Annotated in this window: 22 protein-coding genes; 4 read left to right on the top strand and 18 right to left on the bottom strand. The window is 71.0% G+C overall.

Going from position 1 to position 22,297, the window contains the following annotated elements; translation table 11 throughout:
* Together selB and selA are read right to left on the bottom strand one after the other, a co-directional pair.
* The gene (selB, locus tag ACFHNC_RS02000; RefSeq protein WP_437167526.1) at positions 1-1,878 is read right to left on the bottom strand and encodes a selenocysteine-specific translation elongation factor; all 1,878 of its coding nucleotides are present in this window, start codon (positions 1,876-1,878) and stop codon (positions 1-3) included.
* Positions 1,875-3,230, bottom strand: a complete 1,356-nt coding sequence (selA, locus tag ACFHNC_RS01995) for an L-seryl-tRNA(Sec) selenium transferase (RefSeq protein WP_437167525.1) — start codon at positions 3,228-3,230, stop codon at positions 1,875-1,877. Before selA ends, selB begins: the two co-directional genes overlap by 4 nt.
* Here selA and ACFHNC_RS01990 point away from each other — a divergent pair.
* Positions 3,229-3,720 carry a DUF1622 domain-containing protein gene (locus ACFHNC_RS01990; RefSeq protein ID WP_437167524.1) on the top strand — a complete coding sequence of 164 codons (492 nt, stop codon included), beginning with the start codon at positions 3,229-3,231 and terminating at the stop codon, positions 3,718-3,720. The genes selA and ACFHNC_RS01990 overlap by 2 nt on opposite strands.
* Here ACFHNC_RS01990 and ACFHNC_RS01985 read toward each other — a convergent pair.
* The 5 genes from ACFHNC_RS01985 to ACFHNC_RS01965 are packed head-to-tail and all read right to left on the bottom strand — an operon-like array spanning position 3,605 to position 9,699.
* On the bottom strand, positions 3,605-4,705 hold the full coding sequence (locus ACFHNC_RS01985) for a hypothetical protein (RefSeq protein ID WP_437167523.1): 1,101 nt from the start codon (positions 4,703-4,705) through the stop codon (positions 3,605-3,607). The genes ACFHNC_RS01990 and ACFHNC_RS01985 overlap by 116 nt on opposite strands.
* Positions 4,706-4,716: 11 nt before the next feature.
* Complete coding sequence (locus ACFHNC_RS01980) at positions 4,717-5,124, bottom strand: c-type cytochrome (RefSeq protein WP_437167522.1); 408 nt, start codon at positions 5,122-5,124, stop codon at positions 4,717-4,719.
* A complete protein-coding gene (locus tag ACFHNC_RS01975; protein WP_437167521.1) occupies positions 5,121-5,645 on the bottom strand; it encodes a DUF3341 domain-containing protein in 525 nt (174 codons plus the stop codon). Before ACFHNC_RS01975 ends, ACFHNC_RS01980 begins: the two co-directional genes overlap by 4 nt.
* Positions 5,642-6,961: an NrfD/PsrC family molybdoenzyme membrane anchor subunit gene (nrfD, locus tag ACFHNC_RS01970; RefSeq protein WP_437167520.1), complete on the bottom strand. Its 1,320-nt coding sequence runs from the start codon at positions 6,959-6,961 to the stop codon at positions 5,642-5,644. Before nrfD ends, ACFHNC_RS01975 begins: the two co-directional genes overlap by 4 nt.
* Positions 6,958-9,699: a 4Fe-4S dicluster domain-containing protein gene (locus ACFHNC_RS01965; protein WP_437167519.1), complete on the bottom strand. Its 2,742-nt coding sequence runs from the start codon at positions 9,697-9,699 to the stop codon at positions 6,958-6,960. Before ACFHNC_RS01965 ends, nrfD begins: the two co-directional genes overlap by 4 nt.
* A gap of 117 nt (positions 9,700-9,816) precedes the next feature.
* Here ACFHNC_RS01965 and ACFHNC_RS01960 point away from each other — a divergent pair, with 117 nt between their 5' ends.
* Positions 9,817-10,305, top strand: a complete 489-nt coding sequence (locus ACFHNC_RS01960) for a c-type cytochrome (RefSeq protein WP_437167518.1) — start codon at positions 9,817-9,819, stop codon at positions 10,303-10,305.
* On the opposite strand, the gene ACFHNC_RS01955 is transcribed toward ACFHNC_RS01960, so the two are convergent.
* From ACFHNC_RS01955 to ACFHNC_RS01925, 7 genes are read right to left on the bottom strand one after another with little or no spacing between them, the layout of a single operon-like run.
* Positions 10,299-10,688 carry a hypothetical protein gene (locus ACFHNC_RS01955; protein ID WP_437167517.1) on the bottom strand — a complete coding sequence of 130 codons (390 nt, stop codon included), beginning with the start codon at positions 10,686-10,688 and terminating at the stop codon, positions 10,299-10,301. The two genes, ACFHNC_RS01960 and ACFHNC_RS01955, sit on opposite strands and share 7 nt — an antisense overlap.
* Positions 10,685-13,228, bottom strand: a complete 2,544-nt coding sequence (locus ACFHNC_RS01950) for a cbb3-type cytochrome c oxidase subunit I (protein WP_437167516.1) — start codon at positions 13,226-13,228, stop codon at positions 10,685-10,687. Before ACFHNC_RS01950 ends, ACFHNC_RS01955 begins: the two co-directional genes overlap by 4 nt.
* Complete coding sequence (gene coxB / locus ACFHNC_RS01945) at positions 13,228-14,229, bottom strand: cytochrome c oxidase subunit II (protein WP_437167515.1); 1,002 nt, start codon at positions 14,227-14,229, stop codon at positions 13,228-13,230. Before coxB ends, ACFHNC_RS01950 begins: the two co-directional genes overlap by 1 nt.
* 58 nt (positions 14,230-14,287) lie before the next feature.
* Entirely contained in the window at positions 14,288-14,893 is a 606-nt protein-coding gene (locus ACFHNC_RS01940; protein ID WP_437167514.1) for a cytochrome c3 family protein, read from the bottom strand.
* Entirely contained in the window at positions 14,890-17,439 is a 2,550-nt protein-coding gene (ligD, locus tag ACFHNC_RS01935) for a DNA ligase D (protein ID WP_437167513.1), read from the bottom strand. The genes ACFHNC_RS01940 and ligD overlap by 4 nt, the downstream gene beginning before the upstream one ends.
* Entirely contained in the window at positions 17,439-18,341 is a 903-nt protein-coding gene (locus tag ACFHNC_RS01930) for a Ku protein (protein WP_437167512.1), read from the bottom strand. The genes ligD and ACFHNC_RS01930 overlap by 1 nt, the downstream gene beginning before the upstream one ends.
* 18 nt (positions 18,342-18,359) lie before the next feature.
* On the bottom strand, positions 18,360-19,043 hold the full coding sequence (locus tag ACFHNC_RS01925) for a ferritin-like domain-containing protein (protein ID WP_437167511.1): 684 nt from the start codon (positions 19,041-19,043) through the stop codon (positions 18,360-18,362).
* On the opposite strand from ACFHNC_RS01925, the gene ACFHNC_RS01920 reads away from it, so the two are divergent.
* Both ACFHNC_RS01920 and ACFHNC_RS01915 read left to right on the top strand, forming a co-directional pair.
* Entirely contained in the window at positions 19,042-19,914 is an 873-nt protein-coding gene (locus ACFHNC_RS01920) for an SDR family oxidoreductase (RefSeq protein ID WP_437167510.1), read from the top strand. The two genes, ACFHNC_RS01925 and ACFHNC_RS01920, sit on opposite strands and share 2 nt — an antisense overlap.
* A gap of 13 nt (positions 19,915-19,927) precedes the next feature.
* Entirely contained in the window at positions 19,928-20,188 is a 261-nt protein-coding gene (locus ACFHNC_RS01915; RefSeq protein ID WP_437167509.1) for a hypothetical protein, read from the top strand.
* Between the two features lie 4 nt (positions 20,189-20,192).
* Here the strand turns inward: ACFHNC_RS01915 and ACFHNC_RS01910 are convergent, their stop codons facing one another.
* From ACFHNC_RS01910 to ACFHNC_RS01895, 4 genes are all read right to left on the bottom strand, one after another.
* The gene (locus ACFHNC_RS01910; protein ID WP_437167508.1) at positions 20,193-20,891 is read right to left on the bottom strand and encodes an extensin-like domain-containing protein; all 699 of its coding nucleotides are present in this window, start codon (positions 20,889-20,891) and stop codon (positions 20,193-20,195) included.
* Positions 20,892-20,951: 60 nt separating this feature from the next.
* Complete coding sequence (locus tag ACFHNC_RS01905; protein ID WP_437167507.1) at positions 20,952-21,188, bottom strand: hypothetical protein; 237 nt, start codon at positions 21,186-21,188, stop codon at positions 20,952-20,954.
* A gap of 60 nt (positions 21,189-21,248) precedes the next feature.
* A complete protein-coding gene (locus tag ACFHNC_RS01900) occupies positions 21,249-21,797 on the bottom strand; it encodes a PEP-CTERM sorting domain-containing protein (protein ID WP_437167506.1) in 549 nt (182 codons plus the stop codon).
* A gap of 156 nt (positions 21,798-21,953) precedes the next feature.
* Complete coding sequence (locus tag ACFHNC_RS01895; RefSeq protein WP_437167505.1) at positions 21,954-22,232, bottom strand: hypothetical protein; 279 nt, start codon at positions 22,230-22,232, stop codon at positions 21,954-21,956.
* Between the last annotated feature and the right edge of the window lie 65 nt (positions 22,233-22,297).

Below are 22,297 nucleotides of genomic sequence, written 5' to 3'. Positions count from 1 at the left end.
TCAAGCGCCCGCTGAGCGCATCGGTTCCGTGACGATGTGGCGCCGATCGCCGTTGCGCCGCGTCAGCCCCTCGGCATCCAGCCGTTCCAGCAGCGGCACGGCGAAGCGGCGCGAGATGCCGAGCAGACGGCCGCATTCGCCGACTAGAAATCCCTTGGTGCTGTCTGCGAAGTTGTCGCGCAACGTCTGCCGCGCCGCGGCCAGCGCGCTGCGATGGAACAGCACCTCCCGCTTCTGCACTGCATCCGGCGCGCGGATCAGTTGCCCTCGGCGCAGCAGCAGCGCCACGGCCTGCGCGCGCGGGCGCTGTCCGCCGATGACCGTCACCGCATCGGGCGGTGCCAGGCCGCCAACGCGGAAGGCGTCCTCCACCGCATCCAGCAGCGCGCGCGCCGCCGGTGGCAGCAGCGCCAGCGGGTCCAGCCCGCGCCGGGTGAAGCGCCCGGCGGCGAGATCCAGCGTGCCAGCGGCGACCAGCCGTGCCAGCAGCGCCTCCACCGGCGCGGCCCGCGGCAACGCGGCCCGCAGCGTGGTCAGCGCTGGCCCAGGCGCCGTGGGGTCCTGGTTCTGTGCCTGTTCAACGGCCGCCACCGCGGCGGCTTCCAGCGCGGCGTAAACCTCCCGGTGCAGCAGCAGGTCGCCAGTCAGGCGCACCGCCTCCGGCAGATCCAGCGCATCCGGCAGCAGGCCGGCGATGCGCGCCAGCGCCGCCCCCGTTGCGCCCTGCGGGCCGGCCGCCTGCAGCCGAAGCGCCGCGGCGGCGATCGGCGTGGCGGCGTGCATGGCCTGCAGCAGCGGCGCGTCGCGCGTGGACCGGCGCGGTGCCGTCGGGTCCAGCACCACGCCGCCGCCGATGGTGCGCGGGGGGGATGCGGTGCGCAGCACGAAACGCTCCCGCGCCGGCACCGCCAGCGGCGCATCCAGCCGAAGCTGCGCCACGGCGGTGGTGCCGGGGGCCAGCAGCGCGTCTTCCAACAGATGCAGCCTTGCGCCGACCTCCGTCGTGCCGACCAGCAGGCGCAGCACATCGCCCCGCCGCACGGAGGCAGGGGCGGAGGCCAGCAGCACCACCTGCGCATCCAGCCGACGCGATTCCGTCAGCAGCCCCGGCGTGGCGAGGGCACTTCCCGGCGGCACCCCCGCCGGCGTCACGCCGCGCAGCGCCAGCGCGGTGCGCCGGCCGGGCTGCGCCTGCGCGACCGCCTGGCCGTGCAGTTGCACGCCGCGCAGCCGGGCGCGCTGGCCGCCCGGCCAGATCTCCACCTCATCCTCCACCGCCATCGGCGCACGGCGCAGAGCGCCGGTGACCACGGTGCCCGCGCCGGGGCGGGAGAAGGCGCGGTCCACCGGCAGCCAGGCGCCCATCGCCGTGGCCTCGGCTGGTCGCGCCAGCAAGGCGAGCTGCGTCTTCAGTTCCGCAATCCCCGCGCCCGTCACGGCAGAAGTCGCGACCACCGGCCAGTTGCCCAGCCCCAGCCGCGCCAGCAAGGCGCGCGCCTCGGCTGCGGCATCCTCGGCGGGTGCCAGGTCGCAGCGGGTGATGGCGACAACGCCACGCGACAGGCCGAGCAGCGCCGCCACCTCCGCATGTTCCACCGTCTGCGCCCGCACGCCTTCGCGCGCATCGATGCAAAGCAGCGCCGCCTGCATCGCCGTGGCGCCAGCCACCATGGTGCGCAGGAATCGCTCATGCCCCGGCACATCCACCAGGTCGATCTCGGCATCCTCCTGCACCAGCCGGGCAAAGCCGAGCGCGATGGAGATGCCGCGCGCCTTTTCCTCCGGCAGCCGGTCCGTCTCGATGCCGGTCAGCGCGCGCACCAGCGCGGTCTTGCCGTGGTCCACATGGCCGAGCACGCCCAGCAGCACGCTTCTCATGCCGCGTCCCGCAGCGCACCGGCCAGGTCGGGCAGCTCCGCCTCCGCCACCGTCCGCAGATCCAGCAGCAGGCGGCCGCCGGCGATACGCGCCATGACCGCGGGCCGGCCGAGCCGCAGCCGCTTCGCCAGCGCCTCCGCCGGCCCGTGCAGCGCCAGCAGGCAGGTGGGCAGTTCCGTCGCGGGCAGTGACCCGCCGCCGACCAGGGATTTGCCCGGCACGATTTCCGCCATCCCCTCCGGCAGCAGCGCCAGCAGGCGCACGGCGCGGGCGCCGATCTCCGCCGCCGTGGCCGCCAGCATGTCCAGCGTGGGCACCGCTTGGCGCAGCCCCGAGGGGTCGCGGTAAAGGCGCAGCGTGGCTTCCAGCGCGGCCAGCGTCAGCTTGTCGCAGCGCAGCGCGCGCATGAGCGGGTGGCCGGCCAGCCGCGCCACCACCGCGGCGCGGCCGAGCAACAACCCCGCCTGTGGCCCGCCCAGCAGCTTGTCGCCGCTCGCCACCACCAGGTCGAAGCCCTGCGCCACCGCCTGGCCCATGGTCGGCTCCGCGGGCAGGCCGTAGCCGGACAGATCCACCAGCGCGCCGCTGCCGAGATCGACAACCGACAGCAGCCCCCGATCCCTGGCCAGCGCGACCAGCGCCCGCGGCTCCACAATGGCGGTGAAGCCGATCTGCGAAAAATTGCTCTGGTGCACGCGCAACAGCAGGCGTGTCTCGGGGCCGATGGCGGCGGCGTAATCGGCCAGGCGGGTGCGGTTGGTGGCGCCCACCTCGGCCAGCCGCGCGCCGCCCTGGCGGATCACATCCGGAATCCGGAAGCCGCCGCCGATCTCCACCAGCTCACCGCGAGACACCACCGCCTCGCCACCCGCCGCCAAAGCGGACAGCGCCAGCAGCATGGCGGCGGCGCCGTTGTTCACCACCAGCGCGGCCTCCGCCCCGGTCAATTCCGACAGCAAGGCGCTGCAGGCGGCGTGGCGGTGACCGCGGCGGCCGGTCTCCAGATCCAGCTCCAAATTGCAGTAGCCCGCGGCCTCCGCCGCCACCGCATCCCGCGCCGCCTGCGGCAGGGGCGCGCGGCCGAGATTGGTGTGCAGCACCACGCCGGTGGCGTTGATGACGCGCCGCAGCCCGGGCCGGGCCGCAGCCGCCAGCGCCGCTGCCGCCGCCGCGAAGGCATGTTCCGCGATGAAGGGCGCGCCCTGCCCGCGCAAAGCCGTCAGATGCGCCCGCAGCGCAGCCGCCACCGCGGCGCGGGGGTGCTGCGCACACAGCGCCCACGCCTCCGGCTGGTCGAGCAACCGGTGCAGGGCAGGGATTGTGCGCGGGTTGGTGGCATCCATCCCAGGCATGACGAGCGAACCCCCGCACCGGTTCCCGCAACCATTGCGCGCCGGGCCGCTTTATCCGGCCATGGAGAACAATGACCCCGGTGCCTGGGTGGGCATCATCGCGAACTGGACGGCGGCTGGACTGGAACTGGCGGGCATCCTGGTGCTGGTGGCTGGCACCGCCATCACCAGCTTCCTGTTCCTGCGCGCCGGGCTACGCAGTGGCACGCCCGGCTGGGCGGAGGCTTTCATCCCCTATCGCGCCAATCTCGGCCGGGCGATCCTGCTCGGGCTGGAACTGCTGGTGGCGGCGGATATCGTGCACACCGTCGCCGCGCCGATGACACTGGAGACAGTCGGGGCGCTCGGCCTGATCGTGCTGATTAGGACCGTGCTCAGCCTGTCGCTGGAGGTGGAGATCGAAGGCCGCTGGCCCTGGCGCCGGCATGGGCCGGACCCGGAACCGCGTGCGACGGAGCCCCGGTCGAAGTCGCCGCCGACGCGGCAGTGAGCAGCCGCGCGCGCTCCGCCCGCCACCACAGCCCGAAGGCCAGGCTGAGCCCCGCGAACACCAGCGCATCCAGCCAGGGTGCCGGCTGGGCCAGCGGCGCATCCGGTCGCACCACCCACCACAGATGCGCGGCAAACTGCACCAGCAGCAGCCAGCACACCGCCGCCATGCGCCAGCGCCCATGGTCCGGCGGCGCGGCCAGCGCGATGGCCAGCAGCACGGCTGGCAAGGCAACGCCGAGTTGCAGCCAGCGCCATTCATCGAGCCGCCGCAGATACCAGCCCGCCTCATTCGGCAGATCCGCCATCCACACCACGATGAACTGGGTGAACCACAGCCACAACACGGTCAGCGCGAGCGTCAGCAGCGCCCGTTCCAGGCCCGGCATCCCCTTGGAATCGGCCCGGGTTGGCGCGGCCAGGATCGCCGCCGCCAGCGCCGCGGCCAGCCCCGCCACCCAGATGGAGAAGCCCTGGAGGCTGGCGTACCAGGTGGTATCGCGGGACAGCACCAGGTCGAAGCCCGCCAGCGTGGTCGTCGGCAGCAATAGCACCAGGGCCAGCACCGAAAGCCGCGGATGCGTTCCTGGCCGCGCCAGGCGCCAGCCTAACAAGGTCCAGATCAGCGGGCAGGCCGCGCCCCGAAGCTGGAAGAACCAGGGTTGCAGCAGGGCGGCGCGCGGGTTGTCGGCCGGCAGCGTGGGGTCCGTAGCCCAGGGGTAGAGATTCTCCGGCACCAGCAGCACCGGCAACGCCATCAGCACCAGCAGCGGCAGGGTGCGGGCCGCAGCCTCCAGCGGCAGGCGCACCGGGGTCAGCCAATCCTCCCGCAGCAGATGGCCGAGCGCCAGCACGCCCACCGCGCCGACCCCGATATGCATCCAGATCAGGAAGCCGATGAGCCACGCCTCCGCCAGCGCCGGCCCGCCAAGCGCGGCCACCGCCAGCGCGGCAAGGCCGAGGCCTGCTCCCGCTGCAACCCTCATGGTACCGGACCTCATGGCGCCAGGCGCTCCACGAAACGGGCGATGGCCCAGCGATCCGAGGGTGAGAGGCGATCTGCGAAGGGGTGGGCGCGGGCGTGATTGTCCGCGATCACCGCCATGCTGCGCGCGGCCTCGGCCGGCAGCGGCGGCGGCGCCGGGAAACCCTGCGCCACCGCGCCGCCATCGCCCGCGCCGGTCGGGCCGTGGCAGGGCGCGCAGAAGATGACGTAGCGATCCGCGCCACGTGCCAGCAGCGCCTCCGTCACCGGCGGGCCGGGCGGCGCCAGCGCCTGGCGCCAGACCGCATCGCCCTGCGCCACGGCACCGGGCGGCGGCGGCGCGGGTGGCGCGACGGGCGTGCTGCCGGGCCAGCCATCGCAGGCGGCGAGCAGCAGCAAGGGAATCAGCCGGGCGATCATGTGGGCAGTTCTGCCAGGCTCAGCGGTTTCTGCCGACGCAGCAGATACATCGCCTCCCGCGCATCCAGCCCGGGATCGCCGGCGAACAGGCACAGGAAAAAGCGATCCTCGCTGGCGCGGCCGAAGCCGGGGGCGGCGAAGACCGGGTGGTTCAGCCGCGGCAGGCGGTTCAGCGCCAACATGCCGATCAACGCACCCGCCGCCGCCCACAATATGCCGACGATGGTGGTGGCCGGCAGGAAGGCCGGCAGCGCATGCAGCGGCCTGCCGCCGACATTCAGCGGATAGTCGTGCACGCTGAGCCAGTATTGCGTGGCATAGGCCAGCACCGCGCCGAACAGCCCGGCGCCGATCGCGATCCAGGCCACGCGCTTGCCGGTGGCCCCCAGCAGCTTCGCGGCCTCCGGCACCGGAAAGGGCGCATAGGCATCCATCCGGCGCCACCCCGCATCACGCGCCGCGCGCAGCGCCGCGACCAGCGCCTCCGGATTGTCGAATTCCGCGATCACGGCGGCTGTCATGGGACGTCCGCCTCGCTTTCCTCGTGCCGCATCTCGAACATCGACACCACCGGCACGAAGCGCGCGAAGGCCAGCATCAGCAACGCGAACAGGCCGACACTGCCGATCAGCAGCGTCCATTCCGGCATGGTCGGCGCATAGAGCGGCCCGGTATTCGGCAGATGGTCCCGCACCAGCCCGCCGGCGACCAGCGAGAAGCGATCGAGCCACACGCCTGCCGCCGCGCCGATCCCGATCGGCACCGCCCAGCGCGCGCGCACCCGGGCCTGCTTCAGCCACAGCAATTGCGGCAGTCCCACCACCAGCGCGGCACCGCCCCAATACAGCGCGGCATAGGCCCCGAAGGCGCGCGCCGCCATCGCCTCCCGCGTCGTTGCGTCCTCCAGCAGCCCCACCAGCAGCGCCTCGGCGTACACATAGCCACACAGCAGCGCGGCCGCGGCGGTCAGCTTGCCGAGCAGGTGCATGTCCTCGTCATCGATGTAGCGCGTCAGCCCCAGCCCGCCGCGCAGCAGCGCCGCCAGCGCGAGCACCACGCCGAGGCCGGAGGGGATGCCTGTTGCCACCACATGCAGTGGCAGCCGCGCCTGGTGCCATTCCGGCACGATGGTGGTGGCGAATTCCAGCGCTACGATGGTCTGCGCCGAGACCAGCATCGGCAGCACCATTGCGGCCACCAGCCGATACGCCGCCTGGTGCCGCGCCCAATGCCGCACCGATCCGCGCCAGCCCAGCGCGAGCAGGCCATAGATGCGCGCCTGCACCATGCGCCCCTTCGCCACAGCGCGGTCGCGCATGGTGGCGAGGTCCGGGATCAGCCCGGTGTACCAGAACAGGCCGGTGACCACGACGTGGGACATGATCCCCCAGAAATCCCACACCAGCGTGCTGCGGAAATTCGGCCAGACCTCGAAGGTCGCGGGGTAGGGGAAGGTCCAGTAGAACAGCCAGGGCCGGCCGAGATGCAGGATCGGGTAGATCGCCGCCGCCGCCACCGCCGCCAGCGCCGCGGCCTCCGCAAACCGGTTCACCGAGCTGCGCAGCCCATGCCGCCGCAGCACCAGCACCACGGCGAACAGGCTGGCGGCGTTGGCGATGCCGATCCACCAGATGTAGTTGATCAGGTCGAAGCCCCAGACGAAGGGGATATTCGTGCCCCACAGCGCCGTACCGCGCAGCAGCAGCGCCACCACCGCATAGGCCAGCAGCAGCGTCAGCAGCCCGGCGCCGGCCACACCCGCCGCGAAGCGCCAGCCGAAATCGCTCCGCAGCGGCTGGTCGGAGACCGGGCGGGTGGAAAACTCCGCGCTGCTCATGACACCAGCCGCGCCAGGTAGGTGGTGCGCGGCCGCAAGTCGAGGTGGCCGAGCAGCGCGTAGTTACGTCCCTCCGCCTTGGCGCGGGAGACATCGCTGGCCGGGTCGTTGATGTCGCCGAAATGGATGGCGCGTGTCGGGCAGGCGCTCTGGCAGGCGGTGACGATCTCGCCATCCCGCACCGTGCGGCCTTCCTGCCGGGCGGTGTCCTGCGCGCCCTTGATGCGGTGCTGGCAGTAGGTGCATTTCTCGATCACGCCGCGTGGCCGCACAGGCACATCGGGGTTGTGCACCGGCACGGCGCCGGCCTGGCGCGCATAGCCGGCCCAGTTGAAGCGGCGCACCTTGTAGGGGCAGTTGTTGGAACAGGTGCGCGTGCCGATGCAGCGCGGATAGATCATCAGGTTCAGACCTTCATGGTCATGCACCGTGGCGTTCACCGGGCAGACCACTTCGCAGGGCGCCTTCTCGCAATGCATGCAGGGCACCGGCTGGAAATCGACCTGTGGTGCCTCCGGCGTGCCGCTGGCCACGCGATCCACGCGCAGCCAATGCATGGCGCGGCCACGTGCCGCTTCCTCCGGCCCCACCACCGGCGTGTTGTTCTCCGCCTGGCAGGCGACGACGCAGGCATTGCAGCCGATACAGGTGTCAAGGTCGATTGCCATGCCCCAGGCGTGGCCGGTGTAGGTCCAATCCGGATAGAGCGAGCGCGGCGGTGGCAGCGGCGGCACCGCCTCGCCCGGCGCCAGGCGGCGCACGCGCGGTGCCTCGTCGGCCAGCGCGAAATCCGCGCCGCGCGCGGCCCAGCCCGCGCCGCCGGTGGCGCGCAGGACCAGGCCCGGTGCCAGCCAAAGCGAGGCCGCTGGGCGCAGGCGATAGGCATCCATCCCGATGCCGCCCGGCACCCCGCCCGCCGCCCGCCGCCCGCCACCGAGCGGCAGCGTCACCACCCCCGGCGCCTGGCCTGGGGTGACCAGCACCGGCGCGCGCAGCAAGCGGTCACCGAGGCGCAGCTCCACCTCCGCGCCTTCCGCCAACCCGGCGGCCCGCGCATCGGCCGGCGCCATCAGCACGGCATTGCCCCAGGCGAGGCTACCGAGCTGGCGCGGCAATTCCTGCAACCAGGCCTCGGTGGCGAAGCGGCCATCCCACAGATGCGGGTCCGGCACGAAGATCGCGACGGGCGTGGCCGGGGCGGGCGTCGCCGGCGGCAGCGCAAAGTCATCCCGCAGCGCCGGCACCCGGGCGGCCGGGGCGCTGTCCGGCACCAGGCCCGCTTCCAGCACGGCGCGCCAGCGCTGTTCGAAATCCGCCTCGCCCCAGGTCGCGCGACAGGTTTCGCGCACCAACGTCTGGCCATTGGCGCCCGGCCCGGCGAGTGCGGACAACAATTCTTCCACCGACACGGCAGCCTCAACCAGGGGCAGCGTCACCGGCTGGCGCAGCGCGGCGGTGCCGTCGAAGGCCAGGCTGTCGCCCCAGCTTTCCAAGGGATGGCGCAGCGGCAGGTGCCAGCCGGCGGCCAGCGCCGTCTCATCCACATGCAACCCGGCATGCAGGCTGTGCGGCACGCGGCGCAGCAGGCCGGCAACATCCAGATCGGCCGGCGCGTCGAAAACCGGGTTCGCGTCCAGCACCAGCAGATGCGTGACGGCATCGCCCTCCGCCACCAGCTCCGCCAGCGTGCCGGCCGCCACGGCCGTCGGGTTCTCGACATAGGGCAGCGTCGCGCCGAGCGCCGCGTTGATCGCATGCGCCAGCGCGTGCACCGCCACGCTCTGCCCGCGCCCGGCCAGCACGCAGGTGGCGGGGCCGGCGGCGCGCAGACTGGCGGCGAGCGACGCGGCCTCCGGATGCGTTGCGCCGGCGGCGGCGGCCACGCCAAGTTCGGCGGCGATGGCGCGCGCCAGCGCCTCGATCTCCCAGGGCGGCAGCACCAGCAGGCGATCGGCCTTGCTGCCGGTCAGGCTCGGCGTCGATTCGGCAACGATCAGTGCCGGAAGCCGGCCCGAAGCGCGCCCGGCGGCCCGCCCTTCCGCCCAGCCGCGCGCCAGGGCCAGTTGCGCCGGGCCGGGGCCCAACGGGTCGGCGCCCAGCGCCAGCACGCAGCGGGCGCGGGACAGGTCCGGCCGCGGCACCAAGGCGGCGCCAAAGGCCAGCATGGCGCCCTCGGCGCCCGCCGCATCGGCCAGCGGCGCATGCACATGCCAGCGCGCCCCCGGCCAGGCCGCCAGCACCGCCGCGATCAGTCGCCGCTGGGTTGGGGAAGAAACCGGGCCGGTGAGTATCCGCAGCCCCTGGCCGCCTTGCGCCGCCAACGCCGCGCGCTGCTCCGCCAGCCAGGCGGCCAGCCGCGCCGGGTCCCGCACCAGCTGCCCGCGCTGCCGCACGCGGCGCGACCGCGCCGGGTCATGCAGGCCGAGCACGGCGGATTCCAGGAACACATCGGTGGCGCCGAGGCTGCCCGGGTGGCGCGGATTGCCCTCGATCTTGATGGCGTGGCCGTTCACCACGCGGGCCAGCACGCCGCGACCAACGCCGTCCAACTCCAGCACCGTCGCATAGCTCTGCGCCGGCCCGCCCAACCCGCGCGCCGGGGCATAGAGCGGGCTGCCGAATTCATTCGGCGCCCAGTCGCAGCCCGCCGCCGTCGCCAGCGCCAGGGACGCACCGGCCGCCCGCAACACGCTGCGGCGATCCGGGTCAGGCGGCGGCAGGGCATCAGGTGGCGTCATGCTGGCGGCGGCTCCGCTTCGGCAGGGTCGGGCAGCGCCCGGCTTCGGCTACGCTCCAGACCGCTGATGGTTCCCACCCGATGCAACCGCACTGGGCCTTTCCACGTTGCCCCGGGCATGTCCCGCATCCCATGCCGCCTCGCGCTGCCCCTGCTCCTCGCGCTCGGCGCCTGCGGGGAGGAGGCCGTGCCGGCCGAGCTGCGTGTCGCCGGCGGCGATGCGGCGCGCGGCCGGATCGCGATCGCCGAACATGGCTGCGGCGCCTGCCATGTGATTCCGGGCATCGAGGGCGCCGTCGCCTGGGTCGGCCCGCCGCTGATGGAATGGGCGCGGCGCAGCTATGTCGGCGGGCGCCTGCCCAATGCACCGCAGAATTTGGTGGCCTTCCTGCTGAACCCGCAAGCTGTCTCGCCCGGCTCCGCCATGCCGGTCCTGCCGTTGCAGGAGGGGCAGGCGCTGGACATCGCCGCCTTTCTCTACACGTTGGGCGAGGCACCGGCTGTGCCGCCCGGCCAGCCGTTGGCGCCGGGCGAAGCCGGCACCCAGCCGGAGCCGCGCCTGCGCCCGCGGCTGGACCGGCCAGAGGGGCGGCCCCTGGGTCAGTAGCCAACCCCGCAGGCCGGCAGGACCAGCGAAGGCGCCGCCTGCAACAGCACCGCCAGCAGCGAATAGCCGGCGACGGCGGCGGCGAACCAGTTGGTGAAGCGCGGCTCGGCCTCGCCACCCTCGGTTACCGGCAATCCGAGCGTCCGGGTGGTGCCGCGCAGGATCAGCAGCAGCGGCACCACGATGACCAGCGTCGCCAGCCCGATCATTGCCGGCACCCAAGGCAGGCCGAACAGGCTGGCGCCCTCGTAGCCACGCTCACAGGCGAAGGCGTTGATGACGTAGATGAAGGTGAAATGCAGTGCCCACAGCGCCAGCCCGCCGGCACTGGCCAGCACGGCGAACGCGGATTGCGGCCCGCGCCGCAGGGTGCCCTGGTTCATGGCAGCAGCCTCGGGAAGCCGTGCAGCAGGACCAGGCCGACGCTGCCCTGGCCCACCGTGTACAGCCAGAACAGCCTGGTGTTGTCGATCGTCAGCCGCCGCTGGCCGCCCAGCTTGCCGGTGAGGGACCGCGCCAGGGTGTAGCTGCCCATCAGCAGCGCGATGGCCACATGCGCGGACTGCCAGACGAACAATCCCCAGGCGCTGGCGCCATAGGCGTGCAGCGTCGGCCGGATCGGCCCCTGCCACAGCGCCCAGCCATCCGCGGCAAGTCCGCTGGCCAGCAGCCCAAGCCCCGCCAGCAGCGCGATCCGGTGGGTCCAGCCGCGCCCGTCATGCAGCGTGGCGGAGGCGAAGATCAGCGACAGGGCCGCGCCGCCGTACAGCGCGAAGGCCGCCACGCCCCAGCCCAGCACCGGCAGCCCCTGCCCCGGCGGCGGCCACATCGCATCGCCATTCACCAGCCACAGGAACAGGTAGCTGGCGAGAAGGCAGGCATAGGCGGTACCGCTGACCAGCATGGTGCAGACCATGGCCCACCAGGATGCGGTCATCGGACCGGTGGCATGCGTCGGCAGCACGATGCCGCCGCCGATATCGGCCTTGGCCGGCCCCACCGGGCCAAAATCGGTGCCGTTCCAGACCCAGGCGATGAAGGCTGCCAGCGCGATCAGGCCGGCCGCTGCCGCGGGAATCACGAAGGACCCGGCCAGCGACAGGAACATGACGGCCGTCCCGAAGGCAGCGACCACATGCGACCAGCTCGGCCCGGTGACAAAGGCGATGTATTGCGGCGTCGCCTCGGCCGGGCTGCTGATCAGCGATTCGCGCCGTCCGGTCGCGGCGAAGGGCAGGTAATGTCCGCCGGCCTCGATCTGGCGCTTCAGGTCGGGGTCATGCCACAGCGGGTAGCGGTCGCGCACCAAAGGCAGGCTCCGCATGCCGAAATTCGGGCTGGAGACCCATTCCAGCGTGCCGGCATTCCAGACGTTTTCCTGCCGATCCTGCCGGATGAAGCGGAAATTCAGCACGAAATCCACCAGTATCACCGCGGCGCCGGCCGCGAAGATCGCCGCCCCGATCGAGGACAGCAGGTTCCACAGCTCCAGCCCGAAGCCGGAGGGGAAGGTGTAGATGCGCCGCGGCATGCCCATGAAGCCGCTGATATGCATTGGAAAGAAGGTGAGGTTCGTGCCGATGAACAGCAGCCAGAAGGCAGTCTTGCCCAGCCGCTCCGACAATTGCTGCCCGACCGCCGGCGCCCAGTAGTACACCGCCGCGAATAGCGGGAACACCATGCCGCCGATCAGCACGTAGTGCAGATGCGCCACGATGAAATACGTGTCGTGCGCCTGCCAGTCGAAGGGGGTGACGGAGACCATGACACCGGTCAGCCCGCCGAGCGTGAAGATGAACAGGAAGCCCAGGATGAACAGCGCCGGCGTGGTGAAGCGGATACGCTGCCGCGCGCTGGCGAAGGTCGCGATCCAGGCGAAGACCTGAAGGCCGGAGGGGATGGAAACCGCAAACCCCGCGGCGGCGAAGAAGGACAGCGACAGCGGCGGAATGCCCGTGGTGTACATGTGGTGCACCCACAGCCCGAAGCTGAGGAAGCCGGTACCGACAAGCGCAGTCACCACCATGGAGTGCGCGACCAGCCGCGCACCCGCCATCGCCGGTACGATCATGGAGACCATGGCCGCCGCCGGCAGGAAGATCACGTAGACCTCCGGATGGCCGAAGAACCAGAACAGATGCTGCCACAGCATCGGGTCGCCACCACGTTCCGGCAGGAAGAAGGGCCAGTCGAAGGCGCGTTCCAGCTCCAGCAACGTGCTGGCGATGATCACCGCTGGGAAGGCGAAGATCACCATCACGGCAAAAACCAGGATGCCCCAGGCATAGATCGGCATGCGCCCCAGCGTCATGCCCGGCGCGCGGCAGCGCAGGATGCCGACGGTCAGCTCGATCGCGCCGGCAATGGCGCTGATCTCGATGAAGCCGATGCCCAGCAGGTACATGTCGGTGTTGATGCCGGGCGAATAGGCCTTGCTGGTCAGCGGCGGATACATGAACCAGCCGCCATCGGGTGCGATGCCGAAGAAGATGCTGGAATAGAAGCACAGCCCGCCGATCAGGTAGATCATGAAGGCGTAGGCGCCGAGCCGCGGAAACGGCAATTCCCGCGAGCCGAGCATCGACGGCAGCAAGGTGATCGCCACCGCCTCCACCGCCGGCACGGCGAACAGGAACATCATCACCGTGCCATGCATGGTGAAAAGCTGGTTGTAGGTGCCGGGGTCCACCAGCGTCAGGCCCGGGAAGGCAAGCTGCGCGCGGATGATCAGCGCCAGCACCCCGGCCAGCAGGAAGAACAGCAGCGCGGTGGCGACGAAAAGCGGCCCGACCAGGCCGTTATTTACTTCCGACAGGGCCCGCCAGCCCTTCGGCTGGCGCCAGATCCGCCTCAGCTCGGCCAGCTCCGCTTCGGGCCGCGGTAGCGGATTCGGCAATTCCAGCTTGGGGGCCTGGGTGTCCATCAGCGGAGCGACTCCATCCAGGCGGCAACGGCCAGCAGATCATCGCCCGGCAGCGAACGGCCGAAGGCCGGCATGGCGTTGCCCGGCTTGATGTCCTGCGCGCCGGCAACCCAGCCGGCCAGCGTGCCTCGATGGTTGTCGAGCGCCCCGGCGGCCAGGGAAAGGCGGGACCCGACGCGGGACAGGTCCGGCCCGAGCCTGGATTGCCATTCGGTGCCGCGCACCGTGTGGCAGGCGCCGCAGCCGGCCTCGCCGAACACTTGCTTGCCGCGCACCTGTTCGGGCGTGGCGGGCGGGGAAATCGGCGCGCGCTGACGGGCCAGCCAGGCATCGAATTCGGCCGGTTCCTGCGCCACCGCCCAGAAGGCCATCAGCGTGTGCTGCACGCCGCAGAATTCGGTGCATTGCCCGCGCATCACGCCAGGCCGGTCCGCGCGCATGCGCTGGCGGTTCACGCGGCCCGGGATCATGTCCATCTTGCCGTGCAGGTTCGGAATCCACAGGCTGTGGATGACGTCGCCGGAAGACAGCAGCAGCTCCACCTCCCGCCCCACGGGCAGGTGCAGTTCATTGGCGGTGACGGCGCCTTCACCCTCATCCGGGTAGCGCACCTCCCACCAATATTGCCGGGCGATCACCTCGATCCGCAGCGGGTTGTCGCTCATCGGCAGCACCACGGCGCGGGAGACGCCGAGGCTGTAGACCAGCAATGCCAGCAGCGTGACGGTGGGGAAGACGATGCCGCCGCCAACCACGAAGCGGCGGGTGCCGAAGGCATTGCGCACCCGCGCCGGTGCGATCAGCGCGAAGACCAGCAGGCCCATCACCAGCACGAAGATGGCGGTGCCGCCGATGAACAACACCCAGGTCAGCACCGCGATGCGGGCGGCGTGGTCACCCATCGGATCCAGTGGAGTCTGCACGCCGCTGCAGGCGCTCAGCAGCAGTCCGGCGAGCCCCAGGAACAGCGGTAGCCGGTGACGGCCCGGCGTTTCGGTCATGCAGCATCCCCCGTCCTCCGGCGGCCAACGCGGTGTGCCCGCGACGGTTCCGTGCGGATCAGCGATGGCAGGTTGAGCAATTCGCCAGCGGCGGCACCTCCACCCCCAGCTGGGCATGGCTCGCCGCCACCAGCGCGGCCGATTGCGGCTGCGCGTCCCGGTGGCAATCCAGGCACCAGCCCATGGATTGCGTTTCCACCTTCACCGTGCGCGGCATGGTCTCGACCGGACCGTGGCACTGCGCGCAGGTCAGGCCGACGCCGATATGCGCGGCGTGGTGGAAGCGCACATGCTCCGGCAGGCGATGCACGGAAGACCAGGTAACCGGCGTGCCAAGCGCCAGCGCCGTCTCCAGCGGGGCGAATTGCGCGGTGACGTTCCAGACTTGGCTGTGGCAGCCGAGACAGGTCTCCGCTGTCGGCATGCCGGCATTGGCCGCGTGTTCCACCGTGGCGTGGCAGAAGCGGCAATCCAGCCCGACGCGGCCGGCATGGATGGCGTGGCTGAACGGGATGGGCTGCGCCGCCGGGGTGCCGACACCCCAGGCGCCGTCCGACCGGCTGAGCGCGAAAGCCACCACCAGGGCCAGCACCAGTGCGGCCCCGCCGATGATGCCGAAGGCGCGCAGGCGGCGATCCGCGCGGGGGGAGAAAAGCTGGCTCATGGGGTGCGCGATACCTTGGCGATGGCATCCCGCAGGCTGCCGGCGGCGGCGCCGAAATCCGCCCAGGGATCGGCCGGCATCTTCCCCGCCAACAGGGCGGCGAGCTTCCAGCCGGCGGGGTCGAGCCCCGGCTTCACCGCCGACCACGGGATGGGGCAGGCCACCGGGGCCCCGGGCCGGGCCCGCGGCGACCAGCTTGCTATCGCGGTGGAGAGCCGGTCGTTCCGCAGATAGTCGAGAAAGATGCGGCCCTTCCGCGCCTTCTTGGCCAGGGTGGTGGTGTAGCGCTTGGGCTCGTCGCGTTCCATCAGCGCGCAGACCAGCCGCGCGAAGCTCTTGGCCTCCGGCCAGCCCGGCCCGCCGGCCCGCTTCGGTGGCGCCAGCGGCACCACCACATGCAGCCCCTTGCCGCCGGTGACGCGGGCGAAGGGCGCGAGGCCCAGTGCCTTCAGCCGGTCCCGCAGCTCCAGCGCGCCCTCCAGCACACGGGCAAATGGAATGCCCTCATCCGGGTCCAGGTCGAAGACCAGCCGGTCCGGCACGGCGGGCGCATCGGCCTTCGCGCCCCAGGGGTGCAGCTCCACCGCCGAGACCTGCGCCAGCGCGGCCAGCCCCGCCGCATCGTCGATCCGCATGTAGGGCCGCGCCTGGCCCTCCACCTGCACGGCGCCGACCAGCGGCGACTGGCCCGGCATGGCGTGGCGCTGGAAGAACAGGCCGCCCGTGATGCCATCCGGCGCCCGCAGCAGCGACAGCGGCCGGGCGGCAACATGCGCGAGGATACGGTCGGCAAACCGTGCGTAGTAGGCGGCGAGATCGGCCTTGGTCAGCGCCGGGTTATCGTCGGTTGCCGGCCACAGGACCCGGTCCGGGTTGCTCATGCCGAGCGGCGGCTTGCTGCGCGCCTTCGGCGTTGGTGCGGGTTCCGGTGCCGGCTCGGGTGGTGGCGTCACCTGCTTGGCCGGCTTGTCCTCCCGCAGCCCCTGGAAGCTGGCGTGGCGCAGCAGGCCTTCCTCGGTCCAGCCGCCATAGGCGACCTCCGCCACCAGCTCCGGCTGTACCCAGACCACGTCGCTGATCTTGGCCGGCGTGCCCAGGAAGGGCTTCGTGCGCCGTTCCAGCTTCGCCAGGCGCTGTACCAGCTTGGTCGAGGTGGCGGCGGAGAAGCCGGTGCCGACGCGGCCGAGATAGGCCAGCTTGCCATCCCGCCAGGCGCCGACCAGCAGCGCGCCCAGCCCGCGCGCGCCACGGCTGAAGCCGCCGATGACGAATTCATCGCGCCCGCGGCACTTCGCCTTGGTCCAGCTCTCACCGCGGCCGGAGGAATAGGCGGCGTCGCGGCGCTTGGAGACGATGCCCTCCATCTCCAGCCGGCAAGCGGAGGCGAGCACGGCATCGCCGGGGGCCGGGAAATGCTCCAGGTAGCGCAGCACCGCGCCCTTCGGCGGCAGCCGTTTTCGCAGTGCCGTCTTGCGCGCCTCCAGCGGCTCGGCCCGCAGGTCACGCGTGCCGTCATGCAGCAGGTCAAAGGCGAAGAACACCAATGGCGCGGTGTTGGTGCCGGACAGGAAGGCCTGCAGCATGGGAAAACTTGGCTGGCCCTCCGCATCCAGCGCCGCGCCCTCGCCATCGATCAGCGCATCGGGCAACGCGGCAGCGGCCTCGGCGATGGCGGGGAAGCGATCGGTCCAATCGAGGCCAGTGCGGGTGCGCAGCGTCGCCTTGCCGCCCTGGACGCGGAGTTGCAGGCGGTAGCCATCGATCTTCAGCTCATGCAGCCAGTCGGCGCCGTTGGGCGCGGCAGCAACCAGGCGGCAGAGCTGCGGTTCGACGAAGCGAGGCATGGCTTCGGCGTCTGGCGCCCGGTGCTTGACGGCCTTCGCGGCGGGAGGCTTGGCCGCCTTCGCGGCGGGGGCCTTGGCCGCCTTCGTGGCCGCCTTCGGCACCTCGCCCTTGGCAATCTGCGCCAGCGTGCGGCCGCTGGCGATGGAGGTCTCGGCCTGCAGCACGGCATCGCCTTGCCCGGGCGTCGCCATGCTGTCCTTCTCCTTGATCAGCAGCCAGTTGTTGCGTGGCTCCGGCTTCGCGCCACCGCGCGGCTTCATCCGCACCAGCACGAAGCCGCCTTTGAGCCTTTCCCCCGCGAGAACGAATTTCAGCTCGCCCTTGGCCAGGTCACGATCGACGTTGTCGGGGTCCAGCGGCGCCCAGACGCCGCGGTCGAACAATTGCACCGTGCCGCCGCCATAATCGGGCTTCGGGATGGTGCCCTCGAAGCTGGCATAGTCCAGCGGATGGTCCTCCACCTCCACCGCCAGGCGCTTGTCCGCCGGGTCGAGCGAGGGGCCGCGGGTCACGGCCCAGCTCTTCAGCACGCCGCCCCATTCCAGCCGCAGATCATAGTGCAGCCGCCGCGCATCATGCCGATGCACCACGAAGGCCAGCCGGTCCCCCGCCACACCCGGCGCGCCCTGCGGTTCGCTGGTGCGCCCGAAATTGCGCTTGGCGCGATAGGGCTGGAGGCTGTCGCGGGCCAGGGCCGGCATCAGCGGGACGCGGCGCGCTTGCGCGGCGGCGCCTTCTTCGGCGGCGTTTTCGCAGCAGTCTTCTTCGCGGGTGCCTTCTTCGGCGCCGGCTTCGCCTTGGCGGCAACCTTCTCAGGCGCCTTGGCGGACGGACCCTCCAGGCTGCGGCGCAGCGCCTCCATCAGGTCGATCACATTGTCCTCGCGCGGGGGTGCGGCCTTGGTGCCGCCGCCATCGCCATCGCGCTTGCTCTCGATCAGCGCGCGCAGCGCATCCTCGTAGCGATCCTTGAACTCGGAGGGATCAAAGGGGCCGGCCTTTTGGGCAATGATGCGCTCAGCGATCTCGATCATCCCGGCATCCGCCTTGCGGTCCGGAATATCCTCGAAATATTCCTCCGACTCGCGCACCTCGTCATGGGTGCGCAGCGTGGTCAGCAGCATGCCGACGCCGCGTGGTTCGATCGCGACGATACGCTCCCGCGTGCCCATCACCACCCGCGCCAGCGCCACCTTGCCGGCCTGTTCCATGGCGCTGCGGATCACCGTGAAGGCGTCCACGCCGGCCTTGCCGTCCGGCACCAGGTAGTAGGGGTCGTTCCAGAAGATGCGGTCGATCTCGGATGCATCGACGAAACGCTCGATGTCGATGGTGCGCGTCGAGTCCAGGCGGACGGATTTGATCTCCTCATCCGTCAGCAGGATGTATTCATCCTTCTCGATCTCGAAGCCGCGCACCAGATCCTTCCGCTCCACCTCATCCCCATCCGCATCGAAGACCTTGGTGCGGATGCGGTTGCCGGTGGCCGGGTTGATCAGGTTGAAGCGCACGTCATGCGCGCTGGTGGTCGCCGGGAAAAGGGAGACGGGGCAGGCCACCAGCGACAGCCGCAGATGCCCACCCCAGCTCGACCGCGCCGCCATGCCACGCCTCCCCCTTGATCAGGCTGCCTTCAGGGCTTCCCTGTGGATCGTCTTCACCGCCATCTGCGTCAGCAGCTTGTCGGTGGCCTTCTCCTCCTCCAGCGTCGCCTTCAGCAGCTCGGCGATGTCCGGCTTCTTCTGCGCCTCGGCCCAGGCCAGCAGCGTGCCGTAGCGCGCCATCTCGTAATGCTCGACCGCCTGGCCGGAGGCGATGAGGCCCGCGTCGCGCACCGCGCTCGGCTCCGGCGCTTCCTCCAGCAGTTCCTCGGCTTCCTGGATCAGGCCCTGGATCGCCTCGCAGGTCACGCCCTGGGCGCGCTTGCCGAGGATCTGGAACACCTGCTGCAGGCGCTCCACCTGGCCCTCGGTCTGCTCCTTGTGATCCTTGAAAGCCTGCTTCAGTTCATCATTCTGTGCCGCGCGCGCCATCTTTGGCAGCGCCTTCAGCAACTGGCGCTCGGCGTAGTAGATATCCTTGAGCGTCATCAGGAACAGATCGTCCATCGTCTTCATAGCCATGGTGGCGTCTCCACTTCCCAGCCGCGCATCGCCGCGCCGGCCGCTGGACTGAAACGCGGCGCCGGGCCGGAGTTTCTGACGGTGCCCGAAGATTCGCAGCGCGGCTTGACTCGTCCCGCGCAAGGAACTGCCGCAAGGCCGGCCGGTTGCAGTTGCACCACGGCAGCCGAGGCCCACCGCCATGCCCGACACGCCCAAGAACTTGCAACCGCCGCAGCACCAGGACCGCCAGCCGGGCCTGGAGGCGGAGATGACGCCGCGCCCACAATCCGCCATGGAGAACTGGCGCGCCGCCGGCAAGCTGGAAGGCCGCACCGCGCTGATCAGCGGCGGCGATTCCGGCATCGGCCGCGCGGTCGCCATCGGCTTCGCCAAGGAAGGCGCCGATGTGGTGATCCTGCACAAGGAGGAAACGGAGGACGCCGAGGACACCCGCGCCCATATCGAGGCCGCCGGCCGGCGCTGCGAGGTGATCGCTGGCGATATCGGCGATGCCGGCTTCTGCCGCGATGCGGTGGAGCAGGCCGCGCGCTTCCTTGGCGGCCGCATCGACATCCTGGTGAACAACGCCGCCGAGCAGCACCCCTGCAAGGATTTTGCGGAGATCCAGGAAGCGCAGGTGGAACGCACCTTCCGCACCAACATCCTCGGCATGATGTGGCTGACCAAGGCGGCGCTGCCGCACATGCCGAAGGGCGGGTCGATCATCAACACGACTTCCATCACCGCCTACCAGGGCAGCCCGGAGCTGATCGACTACGCCTCCACCAAAGGCGCCATCGTCGGCTTCACCCGCAGCCTCGCGAAGGCGATCTGGGAGGACCGGCGCATCCGCGTGAACGCCGTGGCGCCAGGGCCGATCTGGACGCCGCTGATCCCGGCTTCCTTCGACGAGGACCGCACGGCGCAGCACGGCGCCAGCGTGACCATGGCGCGCGCCGGCCAGCCGGACGAGGTCGCACCCGCCTTCCTGTTCCTCGCCGCCGAGCAGGACAGTTCCTATTTCACCGGCCAGGTCCTGCACCCGAATGGCGGCACGGTGGTCAATGCCTGAGGAGGAAATTTCCATGTCCCAGCCCGAGAAGCCCACTCCCGAAACGTCGGAACCGGGCGCCCTGCCCGAACGCCAGCCGATGCCGGAAGGCAGCAGCGGCACCGGTATCCCCGCGGGCACCGCCCGTTCCGGCACCGACAACCGCCCCGACATCGGCGATGAGGTTTCAGGCAAACGCCATATGGACCATGTCGAGGGCAGGAAGACCGAGGATCTGGCGCCGGAAGCCAAGGGCGGCGCCGGCGCGGGCCGGCGCTGGGCCGGCGATTCCTGAAGCGCTAACGGCAGGCGCGCCAGGGCCCCATGTCGAAATGGAAATGGTCCCGATGCGCTGCGTTGTAGTCCGGGCCGAGCACGGCGCGAAACCAGCCGCAGGCGCCGTCGCGCAGCGCCCGCAGGAAGGCTGCTTCCCCGCCTGAGCCATCCCAGTGCCGCAGCAGCGTCACCTGCCGCCCGTCGCGCAGGGTGAAGCCGGCGATGTCGATGGCGTTGGCGGTGGCGTGCTGGCTGCGGCGGCCGCCGCGGGCGTGGTTCACGTTACGGCAGTTCTGCGTGCCGAGGTGGCGCACGCCGGTGACCTCGCTGCCCAGATGCTGGCGCGCCGCTGGCTGCATCACCTGCGTCTCGAACAGCGCCCAGGCGGCGGCGACGCGGCAGGTGGTGACAGGCGACGCCGGCGCGAGCGGCGCTGCCGATGGCAGGCGGACGGCGTTCTGGATTTCGCAGCCAGTATCGGAGGGGCGATCCGCCACCCGCTGCACTGGCCGCCCGGTGGAGGCCAGCGCGGCAAAGCAGGCTTCGGGCTGCACCGCCAGGCGGCGCAGCTTCACGCCCGTCATCCAGTTCGGGGCCGCATCCAGGTCCAGCGGCGCGCGCGGGTCCCATTCCGGCGGCAGGTAGCGCAGCCCGTACCAACCCGCGCCGCCGAGCATGCCCAGCAGCAGCACCCAAATCAGAAATCTGCGCATGTTCGCCATGTGGGGGCGCCGTCGAGGCAGCGCCAGCGCCGCATTCGGCAGGAAGGCGCTGATCGCCTCTCACATCTCATTCGCCCGTCCGGTCTGGACCAGATGCGCGAAGTTGGTGCGGCGGCGGTGATCCTGATCGAGGCAGTCGGCGGAATAGCCGGGCCGCAGCCAGCTCGTCTCATGCTGGATCGGTGCGCCATCTCCGCGAGTGCTGGTGCAGGCGGTACCCCGGCCGCGCTGTCCGGCGGCGCGCGACCGCGTCGCCCGGGTGCGCGACGCCTGGAACGCAAAACGCGCGCCCGGCATAATGCCGGACGCGCATCCTGAAGGTGTCAGACCAGCCCCGCGCGAAGCGGGGCTGCTCAATCAGACCTTGTTGCGGCGCGCGCGACGAACCAGGCCGAGGCCCAGCAACGCGCTGCCGAACAGTGCGAGGGAGGCCGGCTCCGGCACCGCGATCACGGTGGCGGAGAAGGTCACGTCGCTGACAAGGCCGCTCTGCGTGCTGATCGCGATGCTGCCGGGGGTGTCGTCGAAGCCGGTCAGCGTCGCTGTGCCGAAGCCGCGGATCGACAGCGTGCCCGGAGTGCCGGGGCTTTGCATCACCGACGCGCCCGCGTCCAGGATGAAAGTGCTCACGAGGCCGTTGCTCGTAATCGTGAACAGCAGGCCATCGGACGTCGTCGGCGAGTAGCTGATGTTGGCGATGTTGACGCAGGCGAAGCAAGTGCCGAGGCCGGCAAAGCTGCCACCGGCGATGTCCAGGCGCTGCGGGCCGGAGAAGGTGATCTGTGTGTCGGTGACCTTGTTGATGCCGCCGATCGAAAGGTTGCTGCCCGGCATGATCGGGCCGGCCAGAACCGGGGAGGCCATGAGGGCGAGGGCGGCGACGGCGCCGAAGAGTGCCTTCTTCATAATTCTTTTCCTTAATCTCGAACCGGCTGCCGGCAAATCCAGTGGCCCAACCCGTTGTAGGCAAACTGCATGCCAGAGTACTTGGTTAATTTTTTCAATGGCTTATATGAAACTCTCGCAGTTCTGTCAGCCGCCTGTAAGTGGCGCCGACAAAGGTCACGAACCCGTTGAACGCGCAGCCGCAACGGCGCCCAGACCCTGCCGCTGCGCCGCGAGCACGCCGCGCGTCACCCGGCTGGCCTGGACAACGTCCAGCGCCGCGGCATCCTCCGGGGCCAGTTCCACCACCGCCAGCATCGGCCGCGCCGTGCCGCCGCGCAGCGCCGAAAGCGCCTGCGGGGCGCGCGACCGCAGACCATCCCCCGCCGCTGCGCCGTCCCGCCAGGCAGCCACTGCGACCAGCGCGGATCGCCCGAAACATGGCGCACCTGCCATGCCATGCCGGGCGCCTGCACGCCGAAGGTCAGCGCGTCGTCATTCACGACCCCGGCAGCCGCGCG

The organism is Falsiroseomonas sp. E2-1-a4, assembly GCF_051433165.1.
Classification (GTDB): domain Bacteria; phylum Pseudomonadota; class Alphaproteobacteria; order Acetobacterales; family Acetobacteraceae; genus Falsiroseomonas.
The sequence above is the reverse complement of the archived record's forward strand: the minus strand, read 5'-3'. Positions and strand labels throughout refer to the sequence as shown.